The sequence below is a fragment of the Geobacillus sp. CCR genome (genome assembly GCF_052906625.1).
In genome coordinates this window covers 1-24,217 of record NZ_JBREBQ010000023.1, presented here as the reverse complement: position 1 = coordinate 24,217, position 24,217 = coordinate 1, and the positions used below count along the sequence as shown (strand labels likewise).

At 53.4% G+C, this 24,217-nt stretch carries 26 protein-coding genes, 1 riboswitch and 1 other annotated feature; of the genes, 16 read left to right on the top strand and 10 right to left on the bottom strand.

All coding sequences use genetic code 11. From position 1 onward, the window contains the following. Positions 1-63: 63 nt before the first annotated feature. Together ACVBDQ_RS12420 and yidD are read right to left on the bottom strand one after the other, a co-directional pair. A complete protein-coding gene (locus ACVBDQ_RS12420; RefSeq protein ID WP_446663240.1) occupies positions 64-1,050 on the bottom strand; it encodes a metal ABC transporter substrate-binding protein in 987 nt (328 codons plus the stop codon). Positions 1,051-1,153: 103 nt separating this feature from the next. Continuing rightward, on the bottom strand, positions 1,154-1,399 hold the full coding sequence (yidD, locus tag ACVBDQ_RS12415; protein ID WP_011232336.1) for a membrane protein insertion efficiency factor YidD: 246 nt from the start codon (positions 1,397-1,399) through the stop codon (positions 1,154-1,156). Between the two features lie 213 nt (positions 1,400-1,612). Here yidD and ACVBDQ_RS12410 point away from each other — a divergent pair, with 213 nt between their 5' ends. Next, the gene (locus ACVBDQ_RS12410; protein ID WP_011232335.1) at positions 1,613-2,089 is read left to right on the top strand and encodes an S-ribosylhomocysteine lyase; all 477 of its coding nucleotides are present in this window, start codon (positions 1,613-1,615) and stop codon (positions 2,087-2,089) included. Positions 2,090-2,111: 22 nt separating this feature from the next. Here ACVBDQ_RS12410 and ytzI read toward each other — a convergent pair whose 3' ends face one another. Next, entirely contained in the window at positions 2,112-2,273 is a 162-nt protein-coding gene (gene ytzI / locus ACVBDQ_RS12405) for a YtzI protein (RefSeq protein ID WP_075261502.1), read from the bottom strand. A 552-nt stretch (positions 2,274-2,825) separates the two neighbouring features. On the opposite strand from ytzI, the gene ACVBDQ_RS12400 reads away from it, so the two are divergent. The 4 genes from ACVBDQ_RS12400 (at position 2,826) to ytkD (ending at position 4,734) form a co-directional block, all read left to right on the top strand. Continuing rightward, positions 2,826-3,266 (top strand): Dps family protein, encoded by a 441-nt coding sequence (locus tag ACVBDQ_RS12400; RefSeq protein WP_011232333.1) that lies wholly within the window; start codon positions 2,826-2,828, stop codon positions 3,264-3,266. Positions 3,267-3,418: 152 nt separating this feature from the next. Beyond that, positions 3,419-3,814, top strand: a complete 396-nt coding sequence (locus ACVBDQ_RS12395; RefSeq protein WP_011232332.1) for a phage holin family protein — start codon at positions 3,419-3,421, stop codon at positions 3,812-3,814. Positions 3,815-3,875: 61 nt separating this feature from the next. Next, entirely contained in the window at positions 3,876-4,208 is a 333-nt protein-coding gene (locus ACVBDQ_RS12390; RefSeq protein ID WP_011232331.1) for a hypothetical protein, read from the top strand. A gap of 58 nt (positions 4,209-4,266) precedes the next feature. Beyond that, positions 4,267-4,734, top strand: a complete 468-nt coding sequence (ytkD, locus tag ACVBDQ_RS12385; protein ID WP_011232330.1) for an RNA deprotection pyrophosphohydrolase — start codon at positions 4,267-4,269, stop codon at positions 4,732-4,734. A 118-nt stretch (positions 4,735-4,852) separates the two neighbouring features. Here ytkD and ACVBDQ_RS12380 read toward each other — a convergent pair whose 3' ends face one another. From ACVBDQ_RS12380 to ACVBDQ_RS12370, 3 genes are read right to left on the bottom strand one after another with little or no spacing between them, the layout of a single operon-like run. Further along, a complete protein-coding gene (locus ACVBDQ_RS12380; RefSeq protein WP_011232329.1) occupies positions 4,853-5,662 on the bottom strand; it encodes an ABC transporter permease in 810 nt (269 codons plus the stop codon). Next, the gene (locus tag ACVBDQ_RS12375) at positions 5,646-6,437 is read right to left on the bottom strand and encodes an ABC transporter ATP-binding protein (protein WP_011232328.1); all 792 of its coding nucleotides are present in this window, start codon (positions 6,435-6,437) and stop codon (positions 5,646-5,648) included. The genes ACVBDQ_RS12380 and ACVBDQ_RS12375 overlap by 17 nt, the downstream gene beginning before the upstream one ends. 18 nt (positions 6,438-6,455) lie before the next feature. Then, positions 6,456-7,460, bottom strand: a complete 1,005-nt coding sequence (locus ACVBDQ_RS12370) for an ABC transporter substrate-binding protein (RefSeq protein WP_011232327.1) — start codon at positions 7,458-7,460, stop codon at positions 6,456-6,458. Between the two features lie 291 nt (positions 7,461-7,751). Between ACVBDQ_RS12370 and ACVBDQ_RS12365 the strand changes: the two genes are divergently transcribed. The 3 genes from ACVBDQ_RS12365 to ACVBDQ_RS12355 all read left to right on the top strand — a co-directional run bounded on the left by ACVBDQ_RS12365 (position 7,752) and on the right by ACVBDQ_RS12355 (position 10,118). Next, complete coding sequence (locus ACVBDQ_RS12365; RefSeq protein ID WP_011232326.1) at positions 7,752-8,540, top strand: alpha/beta hydrolase family protein; 789 nt, start codon at positions 7,752-7,754, stop codon at positions 8,538-8,540. A gap of 92 nt (positions 8,541-8,632) precedes the next feature. Continuing rightward, positions 8,633-8,875 carry a DUF2584 domain-containing protein gene (locus tag ACVBDQ_RS12360; RefSeq protein ID WP_011232325.1) on the top strand — a complete coding sequence of 81 codons (243 nt, stop codon included), beginning with the start codon at positions 8,633-8,635 and terminating at the stop codon, positions 8,873-8,875. A gap of 280 nt (positions 8,876-9,155) precedes the next feature. Continuing rightward, the gene (locus ACVBDQ_RS12355; RefSeq protein WP_042381887.1) at positions 9,156-10,118 is read left to right on the top strand and encodes an Rpn family recombination-promoting nuclease/putative transposase; all 963 of its coding nucleotides are present in this window, start codon (positions 9,156-9,158) and stop codon (positions 10,116-10,118) included. A gap of 291 nt (positions 10,119-10,409) precedes the next feature. Here ACVBDQ_RS12355 and ACVBDQ_RS12350 read toward each other — a convergent pair whose 3' ends face one another. After that, positions 10,410-11,657 (bottom strand): MFS transporter, encoded by a 1,248-nt coding sequence (locus ACVBDQ_RS12350; RefSeq protein WP_042381890.1) that lies wholly within the window; start codon positions 11,655-11,657, stop codon positions 10,410-10,412. 645 nt (positions 11,658-12,302) lie between these two features. Further along, the gene (pckA, locus tag ACVBDQ_RS12345) at positions 12,303-13,889 is read right to left on the bottom strand and encodes a phosphoenolpyruvate carboxykinase (ATP) (protein WP_025039216.1); all 1,587 of its coding nucleotides are present in this window, start codon (positions 13,887-13,889) and stop codon (positions 12,303-12,305) included. A 218-nt stretch (positions 13,890-14,107) separates the two neighbouring features. Then, positions 14,108-14,222: riboswitch (SAM riboswitch) on the top strand. A 129-nt stretch (positions 14,223-14,351) separates the two neighbouring features. Here pckA and metK point away from each other — a divergent pair. Then, positions 14,352-15,563, top strand: a complete 1,212-nt coding sequence (gene metK, locus ACVBDQ_RS12340) for a methionine adenosyltransferase (protein ID WP_011232321.1) — start codon at positions 14,352-14,354, stop codon at positions 15,561-15,563. A 22-nt stretch (positions 15,564-15,585) separates the two neighbouring features. Here the strand turns inward: metK and ACVBDQ_RS12335 are convergent, their stop codons facing one another. Next, complete coding sequence (locus ACVBDQ_RS12335; protein ID WP_011232320.1) at positions 15,586-16,134, bottom strand: gamma carbonic anhydrase; 549 nt, start codon at positions 16,132-16,134, stop codon at positions 15,586-15,588. Positions 16,135-16,472: 338 nt separating this feature from the next. On the opposite strand from ACVBDQ_RS12335, the gene ACVBDQ_RS12330 reads away from it, so the two are divergent. Then, positions 16,473-17,582: a tetraprenyl-beta-curcumene synthase family protein gene (locus ACVBDQ_RS12330; RefSeq protein ID WP_014196592.1), complete on the top strand. Its 1,110-nt coding sequence runs from the start codon at positions 16,473-16,475 to the stop codon at positions 17,580-17,582. A 47-nt stretch (positions 17,583-17,629) separates the two neighbouring features. Here the strand turns inward: ACVBDQ_RS12330 and ACVBDQ_RS12325 are convergent, their stop codons facing one another. Next, positions 17,630-18,217, bottom strand: a complete 588-nt coding sequence (locus ACVBDQ_RS12325) for a tRNA (mnm(5)s(2)U34)-methyltransferase (protein ID WP_042381894.1) — start codon at positions 18,215-18,217, stop codon at positions 17,630-17,632. A 285-nt stretch (positions 18,218-18,502) separates the two neighbouring features. Here ACVBDQ_RS12325 and ACVBDQ_RS12320 point away from each other — a divergent pair, with 285 nt between their 5' ends. From ACVBDQ_RS12320 to ACVBDQ_RS12295, 6 genes are all read left to right on the top strand, one after another. After that, positions 18,503-18,766 carry a YtzC family protein gene (locus ACVBDQ_RS12320; protein ID WP_011232317.1) on the top strand — a complete coding sequence of 88 codons (264 nt, stop codon included), beginning with the start codon at positions 18,503-18,505 and terminating at the stop codon, positions 18,764-18,766. Between the two features lie 18 nt (positions 18,767-18,784). Further along, positions 18,785-18,949: a hypothetical protein gene (locus tag ACVBDQ_RS12315; protein WP_011232316.1), complete on the top strand. Its 165-nt coding sequence runs from the start codon at positions 18,785-18,787 to the stop codon at positions 18,947-18,949. Positions 18,950-19,159: 210 nt separating this feature from the next. Next, complete coding sequence (locus tag ACVBDQ_RS12310) at positions 19,160-20,359, top strand: MDR family MFS transporter (protein WP_042381897.1); 1,200 nt, start codon at positions 19,160-19,162, stop codon at positions 20,357-20,359. A gap of 91 nt (positions 20,360-20,450) precedes the next feature. Further along, positions 20,451-20,672: a binding site (T-box leader), on the top strand. Between the two features lie 75 nt (positions 20,673-20,747). Then, positions 20,748-23,165: a leucine--tRNA ligase gene (gene leuS / locus ACVBDQ_RS12305; RefSeq protein WP_011232314.1), complete on the top strand. Its 2,418-nt coding sequence runs from the start codon at positions 20,748-20,750 to the stop codon at positions 23,163-23,165. Between the two features lie 57 nt (positions 23,166-23,222). Then, positions 23,223-23,537: a rhodanese-like domain-containing protein gene (locus ACVBDQ_RS12300; protein ID WP_013144427.1), complete on the top strand. Its 315-nt coding sequence runs from the start codon at positions 23,223-23,225 to the stop codon at positions 23,535-23,537. Between the two features lie 345 nt (positions 23,538-23,882). Continuing rightward, on the top strand, positions 23,883-23,981 hold the full coding sequence (locus ACVBDQ_RS12295) for a transcriptional regulator (RefSeq protein ID WP_021322701.1): 99 nt from the start codon (positions 23,883-23,885) through the stop codon (positions 23,979-23,981). Positions 23,982-24,217 lie beyond the last annotated feature (236 nt).

Below are 24,217 nucleotides of genomic sequence, written 5' to 3'. Positions count from 1 at the left end.
ATAGACGAAGCCGGGAAACAAAATGAGAAAGCCCACGAATCGAAAGAGGCAGGCGGTTGTATTTCAATAAAGGGCTTTTTGCAGCACGCGGAGATTCTCGGCCATAAGAGCAAAGTAATCTTTGTGGGCTTTTCGATCTTCATCGGTCAGCGATTCCAAGTTATGCAGACGGAGCGGCTTGGCGCCGATTTCGTTCTGAATCACTTCCGCCGTTTTGGGATGAACATTTTGTTCGAAAATGACATAGCGGATGTGATGCTGTTTGGCTGTCTGGATGAGCTGAGTCAGCTCTTTTTGCGATGGTTCGTTGCTCGGAGAAAGCCCGGAAACACTCAGCTGTTTGATTCCGTAGCGGTCTTCCCAATATCCGTAAGCTTGATGGGAAACGAGTATCTCTTTTCTGGGAGCTTTCTCCACTGTTGAACGGAATTGCCCGTCAAGGCGCTCGAGTTTCATCTTTAACGTTTCAAAATTTTTCATAAACAGGTCTTTTTTTTCAGGTTTCAGTTCCATCAGCAAATCGCGGATGTTCTCGGCGATCGCAATGGATCGGATGGGGTCAAGCCATACGTGAGGATCTTTGTCTCCGTGTTCATGGCCATGTTCTTCCTCATGTCCCTCTCCGTGTTCATCTTTGTGCCCTTCGCCATGCGCATGCTCCTGTTCATGGTTCGATTCAAGCAATTCGATGCCGTTTGTGGCAACGAGAAATCGGACGTGCTCATTTTGTAATGTTTCCTGCAGTTTTTCGGCGAACGGTTCCATCCCGTGGCCAATGTAAATGAAGGCGTCCGCATCGGCAATCTGCTGCACGGTTTTGGTTGTCGGTTCGAACGTATGGGATTCCACTCCCGGCGGGTAAACGCTTTTGACGTTCACGGCGTCGCCGCCGATTTTTTTCGTAAAGTCTTCAAGCGGATAGACGGTTGTATAAATCGTCAATGGGTCGTTCGATGTTTGGGCCTTATGTGCCTCCGGTTTTGCTTGGCAGCCGTATAGCAAGGCGCTCGTCGCCAAAAGGAAAGACAAAATGATGGACGTTGCTCTCATGTTGAACTCCTTTCTGGAATAAAGATGTCCGCATTTATTATATCGTAATCATTACGATTTACAAGATCGATCATACAAAAAAATAAAGCAAATGGCAAGGCCATTAAGTGATTTTGTTTCTTTTCGCGTGTTCTGATGATTCAGGAACGGGATCAAAACCGCCCGGATGGAACGGATGGCATTTCAAAATGCGCTTCGCCGTCAGCCATCCCCCTTTTATGGCGCCAAAGCGCCGGATCGCTTCGATGCCATAGTTCGAGCAGGTCGGATAAAAGCGGCATGTCGGCGGCTTGAGCGGAGAAAGGAAGCGTTGATAAAAGCGGATGCACCAAATCAGCCATTGGCCCATGCCCAGTTCTCCTTTCTGTGATCATCATGATTACAATAGAACAAACCTTTCTTTTGTTCAAGCAAAACGACTGTCGTTCGCTCGGAATGGGGGCGCTCGCCCAGACCTTGCTTTTTGGGCATAGACGCCAAGCGAGAGGCAAAAAAGATGCGGGACGCCCCTCGTTTTGGTTATGATAAAGAAAGAGGATCAAAATAGCTAGGAGTGATTGACATGCCTTCACCGGTGGAAAGCTTTGAATTGGACCATTGCGCGGTCAAAGCGCCGTACGTTCGGCATTGTGGCGTTCACAAAGTCGGCAGTGACGGCGTCGTCAATAAGTTTGACATTCGCTTTTGCCAGCCGAACAAAGAAGCGATGGACCCGGCCGCGATTCATACGCTCGAACATCTGTTGGCGTATACGCTGCGCCGACATGCGGCCAAATATGATCATTTCGATATTATCGACATCTCGCCTATGGGTTGCCAAACCGGGTTTTATCTTGTCGTGAGCGGCTCGCCGACCGTGGACGAGATCATTGATTTGTTGGAAGAAGCCATGAAGGACGCGCTCGCCGCGACGGAAGTGCCAGCCGCGACCGAGCGGCAATGCGGCCAAGCGAAGCTGCATGATCTAGAGGCGGCCAAACAGCTGATGCGCTTTTGGCTTTCGCAAGAGAAAGAAGAGTTGAAAAAGGTGTTTGGTTGATGAACAAGCCAGCCCCGCGCCGCTACTGCGGCTGCTTCGGGCCGGCTTGTTGTTCGCCGCCGTGTTCATTCGGGTGCGGATCGACCGTATGCTTGTAGGCATACGCTTTGGACGTCGTGACGACCGCCAGCACGAGAACGACAACGGCGATGATGAGGCAAACGATCAAGGTCCAGTACATCATGACGCCCGCCTTTTTTCTTTTTATTATACCATATCTGGCAGAGCTGGCGTTCATATTTCCGGTGAAATCGGGCAAGCTATCCATCGACACGTTTTCCATGTTTCATCTCTATTTCGCGCAGGAGACTCCCACTCAACGACCAAAGGGAGTAAGTGGGAGAGGAATGCGCGTTCCCCCTTTCTTTTGTGTATGATCGAATAAAGGCGTGGAGAAAACTGTTCAATAAAGGCACTCCAATCACGGCTGCTCGATGGATGGGGTTGGTTGCAGGAAACGTTGCAACCGTAAAACATCGAGCGTAGGTCCGTCTGTTGTGTGTGGAAGCCAAGTACTGCCAACAGACACACCGAGAGAATCGGCAACGATGCAGGCATGACCTGCATCGTTGGGCAGTTGTCAACCTGCCCCTGATGCAACCCCAAGTCAAGGAAGGAGGACGAAGTCCGCTCGCACTTCTGGGGAGTTGCAAGCCCCCACTTCAAGCGTTCGCGAAGTGGGGGTAGTTGACCAACAAGCCAGCTGGGTACAAGAACCATAAGGAGGAGTGAGAGGATGACAACTCGACTGATCGATCTTGTCAACAAGCAAATCGCCAACTGGACTGTGTTGTACGTGAAATTGCACAACTATCATTGGTATGTCACCGGGCCGCAGTTTTTCACGCTGCATGAAAAATTCGAAGAGCTGTACAACGAAGCCGCGACCCACATTGACGCACTGGCCGAGCGGCTGTTGGCCTTGGGTGGCAAGCCTGTGGCGACGATGAAAGACTGCCTCAAGCAGGCGTCCGTCAAAGAAGCAGCCGGGACGGAAACGGCGGAGCAAATGGTCGCTTCGATTGTCGGCGACTTTGAAACGATGATCGGCGAATTGAAAGAAGGCATGCAGCTGGCGGATGAAGTGAACGATGAAACGACGGGGGATATGCTGCTTGGCATTCATCGCAGCTTGGAAAAACACGTCTGGATGTTGAAATCGTTCTTAGGACGATAAGAAGAGGAGGCTGTCCTCAGGCCGGGGGACGGCCTTTTGCTTTGTCCTGTCTTTGTCGAAAAAGGGCGATTTTTTAGGGAATGCGCCGCGTCGCGTTCTCCTCACCGGGCATACGATAGTTACGCGTATCCTATGTTCAAGGAGGGGGGAGCGTGAACAAGCCGATCCCGATGGTTGCCGTGTCGCTGTTCGGTTCGTTTTTGTCGCTGTTTGTCGGCAGCGTGGACTCATTTGTCGTGATTTTGCTTGCTTTGGTCATTGTCGACTACCTCACCGGCATCGCCGCCAGCGCGGTTGAAGGCAAGCTATCAAGTCAAGTCGGCTTTCGCGGCATCATCCGCAAACTGTTGATTTTCATTCTGGTGGCGGCATCGCATCTCGTCGATTTGGCCATTGGATGGAACATGCATGTCATCCGCGATGCGATCATTTTTTTCTATATCGCCAATGAGTTTATCTCGATTGTGGAAAACGCCGGCCGGGCGGGCGTTCCGATCCCGTCCGTGCTGCGCAAGGCGATCGAGCTGTTGAAAGATGAAATAAAATGAGCATAGTTTTCCCCGATTGCCCCACACTAAGCAAAAAGAGCAAAAGAAGGAGTGGACGAAGGTGGCAGACGAACGAAAAAAGACGTATTACGTCTCGATGGCAACCGGAGAAATCTCGCAGTTGAAAACCGCTTCGCCGTGGGACTTCCAAATTGAAGCAACGGATGAGGAAATCACCCAGCTGCGCGAATATTTTGATCAAAATTATTCGACCGACTGGCAGGCGTTTTGGCGCACCCATGTGCCGTACATCCAATACCATTATGATCGGGAAAACGATGCTTACGACCGGACGTTGACGAAAATTTATGAAATGATTTACCGCCTCGGCAACGAGGAGGCGAAGGAGCATATCCGCTCGCTCGGCATCCTTCCTGACGAAAAAGAAGAGTAAACGCCGCGAGTCGAGCGGCGTTTTTCTGTATAATGGGGAGAGGAAAGGGGAGAGTCCGATGCATGAATTTCGCGATTACTACGGACATCGCGTTCGGCTGGCCTTTGCGGATCATCCGTTTTCCCCCTCCCCCGGGCATGTATGGGTCATTTGCCGCTATGGCGGGCGATGGCTGTTGACGGATCATCCGCGCCGCGGCCTTGAGTTTCCCGGCGGCAAGGTGGAAGAAGGGGAAACAGCGGCGGAAGCCGCGGCCCGCGAAGTGATGGAAGAAACGGGGGGAATCGTCGGCCGGCTTGAATACATCGGCCAATATGAAGTGGAGCCGGATATCGTGAAAAACATGTATTTTGCCGACATCGCTGCGCTCGTCGAGCGGGGGTCGTATTTGGAAACGAACGGCCCGGTGCTGCTTGAGGCGCTGCCGGATGACATCCGCGCCGATCAGCGTTTCAGCTATTTCATGAAAGATGACGTGCTTTCACTGGCGCTTGCCAAGTTGAAACAGCGCGGGCTGATCGATTGAAAAGGGGCGCCGATCGGCGGCGGCTCCCGAAGATGGGCTTCCCAAAAGCGGCGGATGCCGGCTCATTGGGACGACAGGAATGAAACGAGACGCCCGGCAACATTCGGCGGGCGTCCCGCTAGCGGCGGTTTCCCCATTTTTTCTCGATCAAGGCGACAAGCTGATACATAACGGTCGACAGCAAGGCGACGATGAGCAGGCTCATCAACACAAGCGTGAAGTTGAACACTTGGAAGCCGTAAATGATTAAATACCCAAGCCCTTGTTTCGAGACGAGAAACTCGCCGGTGATGACGCCGACCCAAGCGAGGCCGACGTTTACTTTCAACGTCGAAATGATCGCCGGGAACGACGCCGGCAGCACCGCCTCTTGAAAGCATTGGTAGCGGGTGGCGCCGAACGTCCGCAATACTTTCAAATAGTTCGGATCGACCTCTTGGAACGCCGAATAGACGACGATCGTCGTGATGATGATGGAGATGACGACGCCCATGGCGACAATCGACGTAAATCCCGGTCCAAGAGCGACGATCAAAATCGGCCCGAGGGCGACTTTTGGCATGGCGTTGAACACGACCAAATACGGATCAAGCGTCTTCGCCAGACGCGGAAACCACCAAAGAAGCGCGCCAATCAGCGCCCCGCCGGCTGTGCCGATGAAAAATCCAAGCAAGGTCTCAAACAGCGTCGCCCATGTATGGGCGAATAGAGAGTGATCGCTCATTTTTTCGACAAACAGCTTGGCGATGGCGGATGGAGAGCTAAATAGAAGGGGATCGACCCAATGGAAGCGGCTTGCCGCTTCCCAGACGGCGAAAAAGGCGACAAGCAGCACCGTCTGCCAAAGGCGGATGATCCGCTGTTCTTTGCGCAAGACGGTGAGGTATTCTGTGTGCAGCGCTTCAATGCGTTCATTGGGCGGATTCAAGGGCCTCCATCTCCTTCCAAATGGATTGAAAGAGCGCCGGAAACGATGGCTGCTGGCGGGCGGCAAGCGGCGGGCGGCAGCGCAGTTCATCCGGGATGACAAACGTCCGCACCAGGCGGCCGGGGCGTGGCGAAAACAAGAAAATGCGATCGCTCATGGCGATGGCTTCTTCGATGTCATGGGTGACGAGCACCGCTGTTTTTTCGTATTGTTTTAACGTCTTCCAAACGAGTTCTTCCAGTTTCAGCTTTGTTTGTTGATCGAGGGCGGAAAACGGTTCATCAAGCAAAAGCAGCTTCGGGTCGGTCGCCAACGTGCGCACGAGCGCCGCGCGCTGGCGCATGCCGCCGGACAGCTGGCTCGGGTAATACAACTCGACGCCGGCTAGGCCGATCTCCGACAGCAGAGCGAGCGCTCGTTCTTTCGTGTCAGCGGTCAGCGTGTCGGTGATTTTCAACCCGAGAAGGATGTTTTCTTCGATCGTTTTCCACGGAAACAAATAGTCTTGCTGAAGCATGTAGCCGACCGCGCGCCGCGCCGCCGGCGCGGCCGTTCCGCTCGGCCAAATCGGTTGGCCTTCGATGTGGACCGCCCCTTCCGTCGGCTCAATCAGCCCAGCGATGATCGACAAAAGCGTCGTTTTGCCGCAGCCGCTTGGGCCGAGAAAGGAGACAAATTCTCCTTTCTCGACGGACAGCGACACGTCATCGAGCGCAGTGACAGCGGTCGTTTTCGTCAAATACGTATGCGAAAGGCGGTCGATCGAAAGAAACATGACGTTCACCCGCTTTCGTCAATCGTTCATCGCTTTTTTGGCAAACGACGAATCGACAAGCGTATTCAGGTCGATGCGCTTCGGCAGCTCGCCGGCTTCGGCCATAATGGTTTGCAAGTTGTTCCATTCTTCTTCATCCAAAATCGGATCGGTCGCATAGGTCCCTTGGCTTTTGTAGCGCTCAACCACTTTTTCGATGATGGCCGAGTCCGTGTCCTTAAAGTACGGTTGAATGGCTTTGGCAATTTCAGCTGCGCTGTGCGATTCGACCCATTGCTGCGCTTTGTAGATCGCGCGCGTAAATTTTTCAATCACGTCTTTGTTTTCGTTCATGTAGCTTCGTTTTGCCATATACGACGTGTACGGCACGCGCCCGGATTCGGTGCCGAATGAAGCGACGATATAGCCTTTCCCTTCTTGTTCAAAAATGCTCGCTGTTGGCTCAAACAGCTGGACGAAATCGCCGGTGCCGCTCGCAAAGGCGTTGGCGATATTGGCGAAATCGACGTTTTGAATGAGATGCAAATCGTTGTGCGGGTCAATGCCGTGTTTTTTCAGCACAAACTCGCCGACCATCTGCGGCATGCCGCCTTTCCGTTGGCCGAGGAACGTGCTTCCTTTCAACATCTCCCATGTAAAGTGGCCGATTTTTTTGCGCGAGACGAGAAACGTTCCGTCCGTCTGGGTCAGTTGGGCAAAGTTGATGACCGGGTCGTCCGTTCCTTGGCTGTAGACGTAAATCGACGTTTCCGAGCCGACAAGGGCGATGTCCGCGCCGCCGGAAAGCAGCGTCGTCATCGTTTTGTCGCCGCCCCATGTCGTCGTCAGTTCGACATCCAGCCCCTCTTCTTTAAAGAAGCCTTTTGCCAGGGCGACGTACTGTGGTGCGTAAAAAATCGAGTGCGTCACTTCGGCGAGCCGCACTTTTTGGAGCGGCTTTTCGCTTTGGCCCCCGTCATTCGTGCAGGCGGAAAGCGGCAAAAGCAGCAGAAGCGAGCATAACCATACGGCCCATTTTTTCATGTTCGTTAACCCCCTTGGTTCGCATGCGGTAAACCGTGGTTTCACCTTATCGTATGCACGCAGCCAAAATGTGTGAATGCCTAGAAAAAATGGGCGGTCGAACGAGAACGGGCGGCGGTCGGGACGCTCCTCGCGCTCCAGGGCTTTTTCAAGCTGACGCTCGGCCAAGGGGCGGCATGCACCAACAGCGAGGCAGTCGGACAGCCCCACTTGCCCTAATGAAAGAAGGCGTTGGGGGATGATGACGGGTGGTTCGCATCATCTGTTTTCGCGTAGGAAGGAGGCAGGCGTATGGACGGGGACATCATCGACCAATACCGGTTTCCGTCGCCGCATCCGGGAATCGATGTGTTCTTTGTCACCTATATGTCCCAAGGGCTGAAGGTGAAAGGATTTTTAGCGGCGCCGAAGCGAAAAGGCGTTTATGACGGGTTTTTGTATTTGCGCGGCGGCATCAAAAACGTCGGGCAAGTGCGGGTGCCGCGCCTTGTCCAATTCGCTTCGCACGGGTTTGTCGTCTTCGCTCCGCTCTATCGCGGCAATGGGGGCGGAGAAGGAAACGAAGATTTCGCCGGTGAAGACCGTTATGACGCGCTCGCTGGGTTTCATCTCCTTCGCCGCCATCCGCTCGTCCATCCCGGGCGCGTTCACATGTTCGGCTTCTCCCGCGGCGGGGCGATGGCGCTCCATGCCGCCCTAATGGCCGAGGGGGTCTGTTCGGTGGCGGTCTGGGGAGGGGTGGCGGATATGGAGCTTACGTATTGGGAGCGGCCTGACTTGCGGCGGATGATGAAGCGCGTCATCGGCGGGACGCCGAACAAATGCCCGGAGCGCTACCGGCACCGCACGCCGCTCTATCATCTGGAACGGCTCAAGGCCCCGGTGCTCATCATCCACGGCGAGCGCGATGAGAACGTCTCGATTGAGCACGCCTGGCGGCTGGAACGGCGGCTGAAGCAGCTCGGCAAACCGGTCACGGCTTGGTACTTCCCTGAGTTCACCCACTATTTTCCGCCGCAAGCCAATCGCGAGACGGTGCAAAGGCTCACGGAATGGATGAAACAACAGCCGACGATGTGATACGATACAACTAGAGGGGCGGCTGCGTGCGCCGCTCGGGTGGCGGCGCGGCCGCCAACGAATCGATGGGGTGCCAAGGAGGTTGGAATCATATGGGCATGCCGATGGAGCTGCAGACGGTCATTGTGACAAAAGGAAAGGAACAGCGCGTTCAAGGAAATGTGTTTGTGTTGAAAAAAGAAGGCTACCGCTTGTATCCGCTTGACGTGCCGCTTGAAGTGCGCCGGACGGTGCAAAGCGAAGCGAGCGGCGTCGCGGTCGTGAGAAAGCTCGAATGGGAAGACAGTCGGACGACGGTGACGTATGAGCTCGTCAGCCTGTATTCGACGAATTGAACGAGGCTGCACACCATGAAGCGGCTGAATGAGAGCTGAACGGGTTCATCGGACAGGAGCGCAAACGGAAGAACGGTTTGCGCTCTTGGCTCAAGTTTTTTCCGTCTATAGTTAACTTGTGGCGTCAGGCCGGTTCAGACAAGCATAAAAATAGCCTTTGCTTGAGGATTTCCTGTGCGACGTTTGATCATACCATAAAAAAAGTAGGGGGGAGGAGAAGGAGTTTGGCCGCGGAGAGCGAATATCATACGATGAATTCGATGCCGCAAGGAGGGGAAACGTGGCCAAACCGCGAATCGATCACGACCGGTTGTTCAAAGAGTTGCTGTCGACGTTTTTCGAAGAGTTTTTGCTTCTTTTCTTTCCCAACGTGTACGAGCACATCGACGTTCGCCACCTTTCTTTCCTCACAGAAGAACTGTTTACCGACGTGACGGCCGGAGAGAAGCATCGCGTCGACTTGTTGGTCGAAACGAAGATGAAGGGGGAGGAAGGGCTCATCATCGTCCATGTCGAACACCAAAGCTACGCACAGCGGACCTTCCCCGAGCGAATGTTCCTCTACTTCAGCCGCTTGTTTCAAAAATACCGCCGCCGCATTCTTCCGATCGCCATCTTCAGCTATGATGAACACCACGATGAACCTTCCTCATTGGTCGTCCAGTTTCCGTTTTTGACCGTTCTCGACTTCCGCTTTCTGACGGTGGAGCTGCGCAAACTGCCGTGGCGCGAGTACATCCGCCGTGACAATCCGGTTGCCGCCGCCTTGTTAAGCAAAATGGGGTATAATGAAAGCGAGAAGGTGGAAGTGAAAAAGGAGTTTTTGCGCATGCTAGTCCGCCTCGAGCTCGATGAGGCGAAGCAGCGGCTGTTGTTTGGGTTTTTTGAAACGTATTTGCGGTTGTCCGAAGCGGAGGAAATCCAACTGCGAAACGAGGTGAGCCAAATGGAGACGAAGGAAGCGAAACAAGTGATGGAGCTCATCATCTCATACGAACAGCGGGGAATCGAGAAAGGCATTCAACAAGGAGTCAAACAAGGAATCGAACAAGGGTTGAAACAAGGAATAAAGCAAGGGATGAAGCAAGGGATGAAGCAAGGGATTGAACAGGGACGTCAAAAAGGGATCGAGGAAGGGAAAATCGACATCGCGAAGAAAATGTTGGCGAAAGGGTACGATGTCGACACGATCCACGAACTGACCGGGCTGCCGGTTGAGAAGATCGAACGGGTGAAGGGGTAAGCAGAGCAGACTCTTCGCCGTCGAGCCTCACATTGTCGTCGACCCCCAATCGTGCAAAAACCCCGGGGGATCGACGACAATCATTTTATGCGTTCGAACCTTACGGCCATCGAGGGTAAAGTCTATTGACAGAATTTGTCGGTGACGTTCATCGTCCCGATTGGCGTTTTTATTCTAATTTTGAAAAGGCAGGAGCGCAAACAATCCTTCGGTTTGCACTCTGCCATATGATTAAGCAAGACTGATTCCTTTGCTTTGTTCTGAAATAAAGTGATCATTTACAGAGGGAGCTCACAAAATAGTTCCAGTGATTTCTCCTTTTTGGTTCTCCTTATAACTCCAGATTTTTCGCTGACGATAACTGATCCAGCCGCTGATCAAAAAGCAGCAAACAGACAAATAAAACGAAAAGCGAATCCCGTAAACATCGGCTATAAAGCTCATCAATAAGGCGGAAATCCCGAACGTTACGGAACTAATGACTCCCTGCACGGAAAAAACATGAGGCAGAGCGTCCATCCGGGCATTTTTTTGAAGAATCGTCTGAAGACAGATCAGCTTCCATTGTTCGATGATCCCGTACAGGGCGGAATACAGAAGCGCCAGCGCACCGTGCGTCGTTGTGCCAAATAACAGTGTGACAATAGCGATACAAAACGGGCCAAACAATACAAAAAATTGCTGATTTTTTTCAACCGATTGACTAAACTTAACGCTTAACAATCCCCCTATCACCATGCCGCCAAAGAAAACAGAGTTAATATATCCCCACCATTCCTCTCCTACATGTAATTGTTCTTTCACATACATATAAAGGATGGCCGAAATCCAGACCCCATTTCCGATTCCTTCAAAAAATGACATGAAGCTAATCGATTTAGCGTGCACATTTCTCCAAGTGTATTCCCATCCTAGACGGATCGAAAGGAGAAAGTTCTTTAGGCCTTTGCCTTGAGCCGTCTTCTTCTTTGTATGTTCTTGTATATGCAACAGAAACATGAGAATGCTTGAGACGACATAGAACAATAAGGTGATATTGATTAAAAGGAACGGCGACCCTACACTGACAATCAAACTCCCAATCGGCCATGCGCTAAGTTTGATGAATTGGTCTAACGTGTTTACAAAACTGTTGGCTTTCAAGATTTCCTCCTTGGAAACGATAAAAGGAACGAGGGAGTTTTTAATCGGATTATTGATCCCATCTAAAAAAGCGATCAATGATACAAAAACATAAACGATCGCAGTGTAATGTTCCGCACCCCAGTGCAAAAACAGCGAGAGAAAAAGCAGCAGAAATGTTTTACACATTTGTCCGTAGGACAATAACGTTTTTAGTTTATATTTTTCGAAAAATATCGGTGCGACGATTCCGCTAATAAATAACGACAATGTAACGAAAAAAGGGACTAATGCGGCAGCCATGGCTTTCGATGTCAAATGATATAGGTAAGAGACAACGGAAACAATGTAGAACACATCTCCGAAATTCGCGAAAGATTGTCCGATCCAAAGGAAATGAAATGTTTTATTTTTCATGACCTCAATCCTCTCTTTGATCATCGAAACGACTGGTGATGGAATAGTCAAAATGAACCAAAAATCAGATCTTCAGTCTTTGATGAAACTGGCTTTTTGCCACGCCCCAAAACGATGGAGCGAAGGAAAACGGGTTGATTTTCAACAATCTGCTAAAGGTAAATGGATATACTGAAGCAATGGAAGCCTCCCCCTTATTCTGTTTAGAGTATCTTGAAAATCAAAAGGCCTTTAGACAGAGCATATCATGCTGCTGGAGTTTCTATAGGAATTATGCATCTTGATCACTTGTTTAATGATACTAAAAATTGTGATAAGTATATGAATGATTTGCGGAAAACAGTTGGAGAAATAGAAGTAAGAACACAATTCTTGGGGAAACAGGGAGTAAAAACTTTAGAAATAATGCGCAAGTTCATTAATCATCCATCTTTTGATGACATTACGTATTCCTTGCAGAACTCATGGCCATTGCGGCAAATGAAAACACAGAAGCTCATTGCGTTTGCTCGAGTCTGGTTGTTTGAGGCGAATGAAACGGACCGACGTACAGAAATGTCTAACGATTCAGTGTCGGAGACGAAAGCAGAGGAAAGAACAGAAAAACCGGCCGAACAGGATGTTCCCTGTCCGGCCGGGTTCTTGTTACACGAGCGGTCCGCCGAGTTTTTCGATCGTCGGGTCGATATGGGCGAACTTTCGGAAGTTGGCGCGGAACTTTTGCGCCAGCTCTTTTGCTTTTTGTTCGTATGCTTGTTTGTCAGCCCATGTGTTTTGCGGCTGCAGGACGTCATCCGGCACGCCGGGGACGTGGGTTGGGATGGCGAGGCCGAAAATCGGGTCTTGCACCGTTTCGACGTTGTCCAGCTCCCCTTCGACGGCGGCTTGCACCATCGCCCGGGTGTAGGCGAGCTTCATGCGGCTGCCGACGCCGTACGGTCCCCCTGTCCAGCCGGTGTTGACCAAAAAGACGCGGACGTTGTGTTCGGCGATTTTTTGCCCGAGCATTTCCGCGTATTCGACGGCCGGGCGCGGCAAAAACGGTGCGCCAAAGCACGTTGAGAACGTTGCTTCCGGTTCGGTGACGCCGCGTTCGGTGCCGGCGAGTTTGCTTGTGTAGCCGCTTAAGAAATGGTACATCGCCTGTTCACGCGTCAGCTTGCTGATTGGCGGCAGGACGCCGAACGCATCAGCCGTCAAAAACACGATCGTGGACGGATGGCCGGCGACGCTTGGGTCGATGATGTTTTTGATCGCCTGAAGCGGGTAGGCGGCGCGCGTGTTTTCCGTCAGCGTGCCGTCGTCGTAATTCGGCACCCGCGTCGCGTCGTCGAGGACGACGTTTTCGAGCACCGCGCCGAAGCCGATGGCGTCAAAAATTTGCGGCTCTTTCTCGCGCGATAGGTTGATGCATTTCGCATAGCAGCCGCCTTCGATGTTGAAAATGCCGCGGTTTGACCAGCCGTGCTCATCATCGCCGATCAAGCGGCGGTTCGGGTCGGTCGAGAGCGTCGTTTTTCCCGTTCCCGACAAGCCGAAAAAGAGGGCGACGTCGCCTTCCTGGCCGACGTTGGCCGAGCAGTGCATCGGCAGGATGCCTTGTTCCGGCAGCAAATAGTTCATCACCGAGAAAATCGATTTTTTCATTTCGCCGGCATACTCGGTGCCGCCGATCAACACGGTGCGCCGTTCAAACGAGATGATGATGAACGCTTCCGAGCGCGTGCCGTCAACTTTCGGGTCGGCTTTAAAGTTCGGCGCGCAAATGACGGTGAATTGCGGCTCATGCGCGGCGAGCTCTGCGGCGCTCGGCCGAATGAACAGCTGATGGACGAACAAGTTGTGCCAGGCGAATTCGTTGACGACTTGAATCGGCAGCCGGTATTTCGGATCGGCGCCGGCAAAGCCTTTAAACACGAACAGTTCATCTTTCTTCATTAAATAGTCGAGCACTTTGTCGTACAGTTTATCAAACGTCTCCGGAGACATCGGCTGGTTGACCGCGCCCCAGTCGATCGTTTGCTTCGTTGACGGTTCTTCGACGATGTATTTGTCTTTCGGCGACCGCCCTGTGTACTTGCCGGTTGTCACCGCGACGGCTCCGGTGTGCGTCAGCCGTCCTTCGTTCCGTTGCAGGACTTTCTCAACGAGCTCGGCGACGGACAGTTGATGATGCACGTACGGTTTTTGCAGCAATAAATCAAGCTTATTCGTCATGTTTGCGATCCCCATATTCAAAACCTGCCTTCTTTTTGTAATCACTCTTGAAAATAGTATAACACATTTTTATTAATAGTCCATACTAATTGTGTGGGTTTTTCAAACTTTATTTTGCCCAATGTGTTGGTTTCCTTGAGGAAAGAATTTTCGCGGCTGGAAATGATAAAAAATGAATTTTGATAGTTGACTTTGCCGATTCCGTTGCGATAAGATAAGTCATTGAACGGATACTCTTATCCCGAGCCGGTGGAGGGACAGGCCCGATGAAGCCCAGCAACCGTCACAACTGTACATGTGTGAAATGGTGCTAACCTGTGGCAAGGCGCAGTCCTTGAACGATAAGAGTGAAAGGAAGCAATACGATTGCCATGACCTTTCCTCAGCCGTTACAGGAAAGGTTTTTTATATTGCGAAGGGAAAAAGGGAAATGAGTTCCGTGTCGCCACATTATGCCAAGAGGAGGAAACAAACCGAATGTCAGCCAAACGCCGCTTGTTTACTTCAGAGTCTGTGACGGAAGGACATCCGGATAAAATTTGCGACCAAATTTCTGACGCCATTTTGGATGCCATTTTGGAAAAAGATCCAAACGCCCGCGTCGCCTGCGAAACGAGCGTTACGACCGGGCTGGTGCTCGTGAGCGGGGAAATCACGACATCAACATACGTGGACATTCCGCGCATCGTCCGCGATACGGTCCGGGAGATCGGCTACACGCGCGCCAAATACGGATTTGACGCCGATACGTGCGCGGTGCTGACATCGATTGACGAACAATCGCCGGACATTGCGATGGGGGTGGACCGGGCGCTCGAGGCGCGCGAAGGTCAGATGACTGACGAGGAAATCGAAGCGATCGGCGCCGGCGACCAAGGATTGATGTTTGGGTTCGCCTGCAATGAGACGGAAGAATTGATGCCGATGCCGATTTCGCTTGCGCACCGCTTGGCGCGCCGATTGGCGGAAGTGCGCAAAACGGACGTCTTGCCGTACTTGCGGCCGGACGGGAAAACGCAAGTGACGATCGAATACGATGAAAACGGCAAACCGGTGCGCGTCGATACGATCGTCGTTTCCGCGCAGCACCATCCGGAAATTACGCAAGAGCAAATCCAGCGCGACATTAAAGAGCAGGTCATCAAGCCGGTCGTGCCCGCGGAGCTGCTTGATGAGAACACGAAATATTTCATCAACCCGACAGGACGGTTTGTCATCGGCGGTCCGCAAGGGGATGCTGGGTTGACGGGGCGCAAAATCATCGTCGATACGTACGGCGGCTACGCCCGCCACGGCGGTGGCGCGTTCTCGGGCAAAGATCCGACGAAAGTCGACCGCTCGGCGGCGTATGCGGCCCGCTATGTCGCGAAAAACATCGTCGCGGCAGGACTGGCCGACAAATGCGAAGTGCAGCTTGCCTACGCGATCGGCGTCGCCCGCCCAGTTTCGATTTCGATCGATACGTTCGGCACCGGCAAAGTGTCGGAAGACATTTTGATTGAAGTCGTGCGCAACAACTTCGATCTCCGCCCGGCGGGCATCATCAAAATGCTCGACCTTCGCCGCCCGATTTACAAACAGACGGCTGCTTACGGCCATTTTGGGCGTACGGACATCGACCTGCCGTGGGAGCGCACCGACAAAGCCGCCTTGTTGAAAGAACAAGCGCTGGCGTTGGCGGACAAGTGATGAAAGAAAAAGAGCTGCCTGATCACGGCAGCTCTTTTTTGTCGGCGCACGATGTCCGCTGTTGCTGCAGCGCTTTGTAATACTGCCCTTTCTCGACATATTCGCGGCGGATGCGCTCCATTTCGCGGATATCGTCTTCCGTCAGTTCGCGGACGACTTTCGCCGGCCGGCCGAGGGCGAGCGTGTTGGGCGGAATTTTTTTGCCCGGCGGCACTAAACTGCCGGCGCCGATAAACGCGCCTTCCCCGATTTCCGCGCGGTCCAAAATGATTGAGCCCATGCCGATGAGCGCGTTTTTGCGAACGATGGCGCTGTGCAAAATGACTTGATGGCCGACCGTCACCCCGTCCTCAATGATAAGCGGATTGTTTGGACTTTGATGCAAAATTGAGTTATCTTGAATATTGACCCGGTTGCCAATCACCGTTGGCGCCACATCGCCGCGAATGACGGTATTGAACCAAATGCTTGTCTCTTCGCCGATCACGACATCGCCGGTGATCGTCACATAGTCGGCGATAAAGGCGGAGGCGGCAATTTGCGGCGTTTTGCCTTTGTATGGGTAAATCATGGGCGTTCGTTCCTTTCTGTTGCAAAATCGATCGTTCACCATGTATTGTACAACGCTGCGTCCAAATCGCCAACGAAAGCGAGCGCGCCTAATCGGGATTGGTGAAAAACGTTTCGTTTCGCCCGATGAGTGGTTGGGATCGGGGAAGAAGATCCGATTTCACAAAGCTTCTCAACGTGAGAAGAACCGTTGTTGAGCGGCTTTTTCACTCCGTCGCCAACCCTTTTATGGTTTGCCCCGGCCGCATTGATGGCAATACTGGAAGACGAGATCGCAAGCTGTTCAGACGCGAAACGATTTTGGTTGCCGATAAGATGGAAATGCTAGGAGACGAGACCATGGTGTTTGCACCTGAGGTGAGCCGATTGAACATTCCGAAAAACCCCATCGCCTTGATGAAAATGGTGTATCGTGACGTGCTTCCGCTTGTCCACCGCGAGCTTGCCTATTGGCGGCGCCAAGCCGAGCGCATTCCCGACCCGGAATTGCGGCGCCAGGCGCTCGCGAGCATCGCTTCGAAAACGTTCCATTGCGAAGGCGGCTCCATTTTGGCGCTCTTGGCCGGAGAAAACATGGAGGATTGCATCCGCTTTATCGTTGCTTACCAGACGATCAGCGATTATTTGGATAATTTGTGCGACCGCAGCACCTCGCTCGATCCGCTCGACTTTCGCGCCTTGCACGATTCGATGCCGGACGCTTTGACGATCGGAGCAGAGCCGTCGAACTATTACCGTCATCGCCGCGAACAGGAAGACGGCGGCTATTTGCCGGCGCTCGTCCGCACGTGCCAAGAGGTGCTCGAGACGGTGCGCCATTATGAGACGATCGCCCCATTTTTGCATGAATTGGCCGGATATTATTGCGACTTGCAAGTGCATAAACATGTCGAAGCGAGCGAGCGGGTGCCGCGGCTGGAGAAATGGTTCGCGCAATACAAAGACGCCTTGCCGCCGATGGAGTGGTATGAGTTTTCCGCCTGCTCCGGTTCGACGCTCGGCATTTTCTGCCTCGTCGCCTATGCGTTTGGCGAATCGCTGCCGCCGGAGATGGCGAGACAAGTGCGCGACGGTTATTTTCCTTACATTCAAGGACTGCACATTTTGCTCGACTATTTGATCGATCAGGAGGAAGACCGGGACGGCGGCGATTTAAACTTTTGCTTTTACTATCCGAATGAAACGGTGATGCTTGAGCGGCTTTGCCATTTCATCGAAGAGGCCGACCGCCATGTTGGCGCCCTTCCGCACGGCGAGTTTCACCGCCTTATTCACCGAGGGCTTCTTGGATTGTATTTGTCGGATGCCAAGGTGAAAAAGCAGCGCGGGCTGCGCCGGCTGGCGCGCCGGCTCGTCCGCGCCGGCGGGGCGGCGTCGCAGTTTTTCTATTGGAACGGAAAAGCATACCGCTTTTGGCAGGAGCGGCAAAAACGGCTGTCCTTTTCATAAGGGCGGCCGTTTGCTTGTATTGGCAAAAGGGGCGGGATCCGATTGATTCAGGCGCCCTTATCCGCCCGGGTTTCGAGCGCGAGCAAAAACGGCGGGTTGTTTTGCCGATTGATGAATTCGTATTTCAAGGCATGGACGCGCCGTTGATCAAGAGAGCGGACGTAATCAAGGAGCGCGTCGCGTTCGCGCTTTCCTTCCGGATGGCCGTGGTAGACGACAAGAACGATGACGCCGCCCGGCTTCATGACGGAAAGCAACTGGCGGACCGCTTCGATCGTCGATTTCGGCTGGGTGACGATTTGCTTATTGCCGCCCGGCAAATAGCCGAGGTTGAACACCGCGCCGGCGATGCGCCCGTGTACATCGGCGGGAAGCGCCTCAAGCAGTTCACTATGGCTTCGCTCGAACAACGTCGCCCGCCCGCATAGCCCATGTTTCGCGAGGCGGGCGGAAGCGGCGGTGATGGCCTCAGACTGAATGTCAAAGCCGAACACATGGCCGAAATCCCCGACGCGTTGGGCCAAATACACGGTGTCGTGCCCGTTGCCGACGGTCGCGTCGACGGCGATGTCGCCTTCGTTGACTGCTTGATCAAGCAAAAAGCGGGCAAACGGCAAAATGTTCATCAAAGCCATCGGTTGGCCCCTCCTTGTGATCGTTTCATCGTTTACGTTGGCAGGCGTGGCGTTGCGCCAAAGTGTCGGATGCCATCGCTTTTCCCCTAAACTTTCCATCCTCTGCGCCGGCGTGACAGAAAACCTTGAGCTGACCGACATTGATCGAGCTGAACGAAGATCCTCACGTCGGCATTGTAACAAAAACTTCATGGAAAATCGACCGCTGCCAATCATTGGCGTGATACGGCCGGCCTATGCGGCGCATAGTAAACATGAGGGAATATCACGAAACGAGGTGAGCGCATGGCGACAAGACAATCCGTTGAGGAATTTTTGCAGCGGTGTGAAGATGTGATCCGCTACGCGAAAGAGCAATATACGGAAGCGCAAAAGCAGGAGCATTACAACATCACCGAATACACCAACGCCCAGCAGATGCTCGAGCAGACGGTCATCGATTTAGCGCACTTGGCGCGAAGCTGCAACGCCCAGCAGCGCGAGCAGCTGCATCGGATGCGGCTCCAACTGGAGCAATTGCAAAACGACATGATTTTGCTTGACCGCTGAAACGAGGAGGAACACGACATGAAGCGACGCTTGAAACAAACGAATCCGGAACAAAAAACACGCAACGGCCAAAACAATAACGATCTTGAGCTTGGTCAAGACTTTGACCCGGTGAAGCTGGCGAAAAAGCAATACGAGGAAACGGGCGGCCAACCGATCCGCTCCAAGCAGCGGAACGGGTGACGACAAGCCAAAGGGGCGGAAGCCGCTCCGTCTTGTTCTTCTTTTCGCGCAGGAGCCCCGCTTCAAAAGCCATTGTTTCCGTGGGGAGTTAGTTTGGCAAAAAAGTGGCGGACGCATCGGAACGCTCCGCCTTTTTGATTGCATTTTTTCCTGTTTTCCCCTACAATTATTTCGGAACTCAAAATAAAAGCCAGAAAAGGATGATGACCGATGCCCCGCGCTCTTTGGTGGCTGCTTGTCGGCATGGCGCTCAATGTGACAGGGGCGTCGTTTCTATGGCCGCTAAACACGATCTATTTGCACGAACAGCTCGGCCAGCCGCTCGCTGTCGCTGGTGTCGTGCTCATGCTCAACTCTGGGGGAAGCGTCATCGGCAGCTTGGCCGGCGGCTTTTTGTTTGACCGGATCGGCGGGTTTCGCGTTTTGTTGGCCGGAGCGATGTTGACGATAGCCGCGCTCGGCGGCTTAAGCGTTTGGCACGGTTGGCCGCATTATGCGGTGTTTTTGGCGTTTGTCGGCGTTGGCAGCGGCGTCGTCTTTCCGGCCGCGTCGGCGTACGCCGGGGCGATTTGGCCGGAAGGGGGGCGGCGGGCGTTCAACGCCTTGTATGTCGCGCAAAACATCGGCGTCGCCGTCGGGTCGGCGCTTGGCGGGCTTGTCGCTTCATATTCGTTCTCGCTCGTTTTTTTCGCCAATCTTTTGTTGTATGCCGCGTTTTTGTTTACGGTTGTGGCCGGGCTGCGCCGCGTTCCGCTCTTGCCGCCGCCGAGAAAGAAACGATCCGGAGAAGCGGAAAGAGCGCCATCCCGCTCCGCGGGCTGGGCGCTTGCCCTCCTTTGCGCCGGCTATGGACTGTGTTGGTTGAGCTATGTCCAATGGTCGACGACGATCGCCGCCTATACACGCGAGCTCGGGATACCAGTCGGGCAGTACAGCTTGCTTTGGACGATCAACGGAGCGTTGATCGTCTTGGCCCAGCCGCTGTTGTCAGCGGTCATCCGCCGCTTCATGCCGACGTTGAAGCGGCAAATCGTGATCGGTTTTTTTATTTTCGCCGTTTCGTTTGCCATGCTGTTGGGGGCGCATTCGTTTGCAGAGTTTGCCGCGTCCATGATTGTGCTCACGATCGCCGAGATGATCGTCTGGCCGGCGATTCCGGCCGCGGTGAACGAATGGGCGCCCCCGGGGAAAGCCGGGTTTTACCAAGGAATCGTCAACGGGACGGCCACGGCCGGACGGATGATCGGACCGGTCATCGGCGGCTCGGTCGCCGATCTGTTTGGAATGAAACTGCTCATCATGATGTTAGCATTGTTTGCCTTATTGGCGGTGCTGGCCGCGCTTTTGCATGATCGTCGGCTCCCGAAGCGGACGGAGAACGCGGATGAAAAAACCGCGGCTTCCGTATAGATTTCGGCTTGCAATTGATCGACAAATTTTTTAAAATAATAATAAATTTGTCATTCTGTCCACTCATCGGTCGATTCATGTGCGAATAAGGCGAATAACGGTGAAGAGGAGCAGTAGCGGGCCCGACGGACGGCAGAGAGTTGACGGATGGTGCGAGTCAACCGAAGTCGGCTCGTGAACTCGCCTCGGAGTTGCCGGCGTGAACGGTCATCGACAGCGCCGGCCGTCCATCCGCGTTAAGGAAGAAAGCGGGTGCGCCGTTTGGCGCGCCAAAAAGGGTGGTACCGCGGGAAGCGCGCCTCTCGTCCCTTTGCTGTGGGGATGGGGGGTTTTTTTGTACATATTTTCGTCAATGATGCAAGTAGAACTTGATAGGAGGAGTGCTGCGATGAGCTTCAACCACCGCGAAATTGAACAAAAATGGCAGGACTATTGGGAGAAAAACAAAACGTTCCGCACGCCCGATGATGATGACAAGCCGAAGTTTTACGTTCTCGACATGTTCCCGTATCCATCCGGCGCCGGCTTGCACGTCGGCCATCCGGAAGGATATACGGCGACCGATATTTTGGCGCGCATGAAGCGGATGCAAGGGTACAACGTCCTTCACCCGATGGGCTGGGACGCGTTCGGGCTGCCGGCCGAGCAATATGCGCTCGATACCGGCAACGACCCGGCGGAGTTTACGCAAAAAAACATCGACAATTTCCGCCGGCAAATCAAATCGCTTGGCTTTTCGTACGACTGGGACCGGGAGATCAATACGACCGACCCGAACTATTACAAATGGACGCAATGGATTTTCTTGAAGCTGTATGAAAAAGGGCTCGCCTACATGGATGAAGTGCCGGTCAACTGGTGTCCGGCGCTCGGCACGGTGCTGGCGAACGAAGAGGTGATCAACGGCCGGAGCGAGCGCGGCGGGCATCCGGTCATCCGCAAGCCGATGCGGCAATGGATGCTGAAAATCACCGCCTATGCCGACCGCTTGCTTGAAGATTTGGAAGAGCTCGACTGGCCGGAAAGCATTAAAGAGATGCAGCGCAACTGGATTGGCCGTTCGGAAGGAGCGGAAATCGAGTTTGCCGTCCACGGCCATGACGAAACATTCACCGTGTTCACGACGCGTCCGGATACGCTGTTTGGCGCGACGTACACCGTCTTGGCGCCGGAGCATCCGCTCGTTGAAAAAATCACGACGCCGGAGCAAAAGCCAGCCGTTGACGCCTACTTAAAGGAAATTCAAAGCAAAAGCGACCTTGAGCGCACCGATTTGGCGAAAGAAAAAACGGGCGTGTTCACCGGCGCGTACGCCATTCACCCGGTCACCGGCGATCGGCTTCCGATTTGGATCGCTGACTACGTCTTGATGAGCTACGGCACCGGAGCGATCATGGCCGTGCCGGCGCACGATGAGCGCGACTACGAGTTTGCGAAAAAATTCCACTTGCCGATGAAAGAAGTCGTCGCCGGCGGCGATATCGAAAAAGAACCGTACACCGGAGATGGCGAGCATATCAACTCCGAGTTTTTGAACGGGTTGAACAAGCAGGAAGCGATCGACAAAATGATCGCCTGGCTTGAGGAGCACGGCAAAGGGCGGAAAAAAGTGTCGTACCGGCTGCGCGACTGGCTGTTCAGCCGCCAGCGCTACTGGGGCGAGCCGATTCCGATCATCCATTGGGAAGACGGCACGATGACGCCGGTGCCGGAAGAGGAATTGCCGCTTGTGTTGCCGAAAACGGATGAAATCCGTCCGTCGGGAACGGGCGAGTCGCCGCTGGCCAACATCGAAGAATGGGTCAATGTTGTCGACCCGAAAACCGGGAAAAAAGGGCGGCGCGAAACGAACACGATGCCGCAATGGGCTGGAAGCTGCTGGTATTATTTACGCTACATCGACCCGCACAACGACAAGCAGCTCGCCGATCCGGAAAAGCTGAAAAAGTGGCTGCCGGTCGATGTTTACATCGGCGGGGCGGAGCACGCGGTTTTGCATTTGCTTTATGCCCGCTTCTGGCATAAGTTTCTCTATGACCTTGGCATCGTGCCGACGAAAGAACCGTTCCAAAAGCTGTTCAACCAAGGGATGATTTTAGGCGAAAACAACGAAAAAATGAGCAAATCAAAAGGCAATGTCGTCAACCCGGACGACATCATCGAAAGCCATGGGGCCGACACCTTGCGGCTGTATGAAATGTTCATGGGGCCGCTTGAGGCGTCGATCGCTTGGTCGACGAAAGGGCTTGACGGGGCGCGGCGCTTCCTCGACCGCGTCTGGAGGCTCTTTGTCACCGAGAATGGCGAACTGAACCCGAACATTGTCGACGAACCGGCAAACGATACGCTCGAGCGCATCTATCACCAAACGGTGAAAAAAGTGACGGAAGACTACGAATCCTTGCGCTTTAACACCGCCATTTCGCAGCTTATGGTGTTCATCAACGAAGCGTACAAAGCGGAGCAAATGAAAAAAGAATACATGGAAGGCTTCGTCAAGCTCTTGTCGCCGGTCTGCCCGCACATCGGCGAGGAGCTGTGGCAAAAGCTTGGCCACACGGACACGATCGCCTATGAACCGTGGCCGACGTATGATGAAACGAAGCTTGTGGAAGACGTCGTGGAAATCGTCGTGCAAATCAACGGCAAAGTGCGGTCGCGCTTGCACGTGCCAGTTGACTTGCCAAAAGAAGCGCTCGAGGAGCGGGCGCTCGCCGATGAAAAAATCAAAGAGCAGCTTGAGGGCAAAACCGTGCGCAAAGTGATCGCCGTCCCCGGCAAGCTCGTCAATATCGTCGCCAACTGATGATGAGGGCGGGCTTCGGCCCGCTCCCTATCCACCAACGAAAGGGGTCGATCTGCCATGGAAGAGATCAAGGAAATCACGCCGGCTGAAGTGAAAGAAAAACTCGAACGCGGGGAAAAGCTGAACATTGTCGATGTGCGCGAAGACGAGGAAGTCGCCCTCGGCATGATCCCCGGCGCCAAACATATTAAAATGGGCGACATCCCCGATCGGCTTGAGGAATTCGACCGCAACGAAGAATATATTTTCGTCTGCCGCTCCGGACGGCGGAGCGAAAACGTCTGCCGCTACTTGCAAGAGCTTGGCTATCGCGTCCGCAACATGACGGGCGGCATGCTCGAGTGGGAAGGCGAAACAGTGCCGAAGCGATAAGCGCTTCCGGCTCAAAGAACAGGGCATGGCGGCGGGCCGTCATCCAAGTGATCCCGTTTTTGTCGAGACCAAAACGACGGAACGTGTCAGCGGATGGGAAATGGATCCATCCGAACGGCCCCGTTCAGTCAAGAGGCAGAGGAATGGCTGGCTGCCGCGGGCCTTTTCATGCGTCGGCGGCTTGCGCTTCCCCGGTCCGCTTGCGGGGTAGGAGCGAAAAAGCGTCCCAGCTTTTTGGGGCGCTTTTTCCATTTTGTTTTAGTACCAAAGTGTGATGCAAGAAAAAAAAGGAAAGGATATAATTTTCGGTAAAATCAGACACTTGTTCGAAGGAGGAGCTCTCTGTTGAAACTCGGCGACCGCTTGAAATTCGCCCGCTTGATGAAAGGCCTGACCCAAGAAGAAACGGCTGAAGGCATTATTTCGGTTTCTTATTTATCTTAATTAGGCGAGAAGACTCCCACTTCAACGAAGCGAAGCGGAGTAAGTGGGAGATGAATCGCCTTAACTATATTTTGCTGAAAATAGGATAGATTCAGTAAAATATAGTATCATATAGTTAGATGGGAGGTGAAAAAATGTATTTTTGTATCAAACAACAGCTAAATGGTTTGACCAAAGAAGAATACTTGACTCTTCGAGAACTGTGCCATATTGCCAAGAACATGTACAACGTCGGA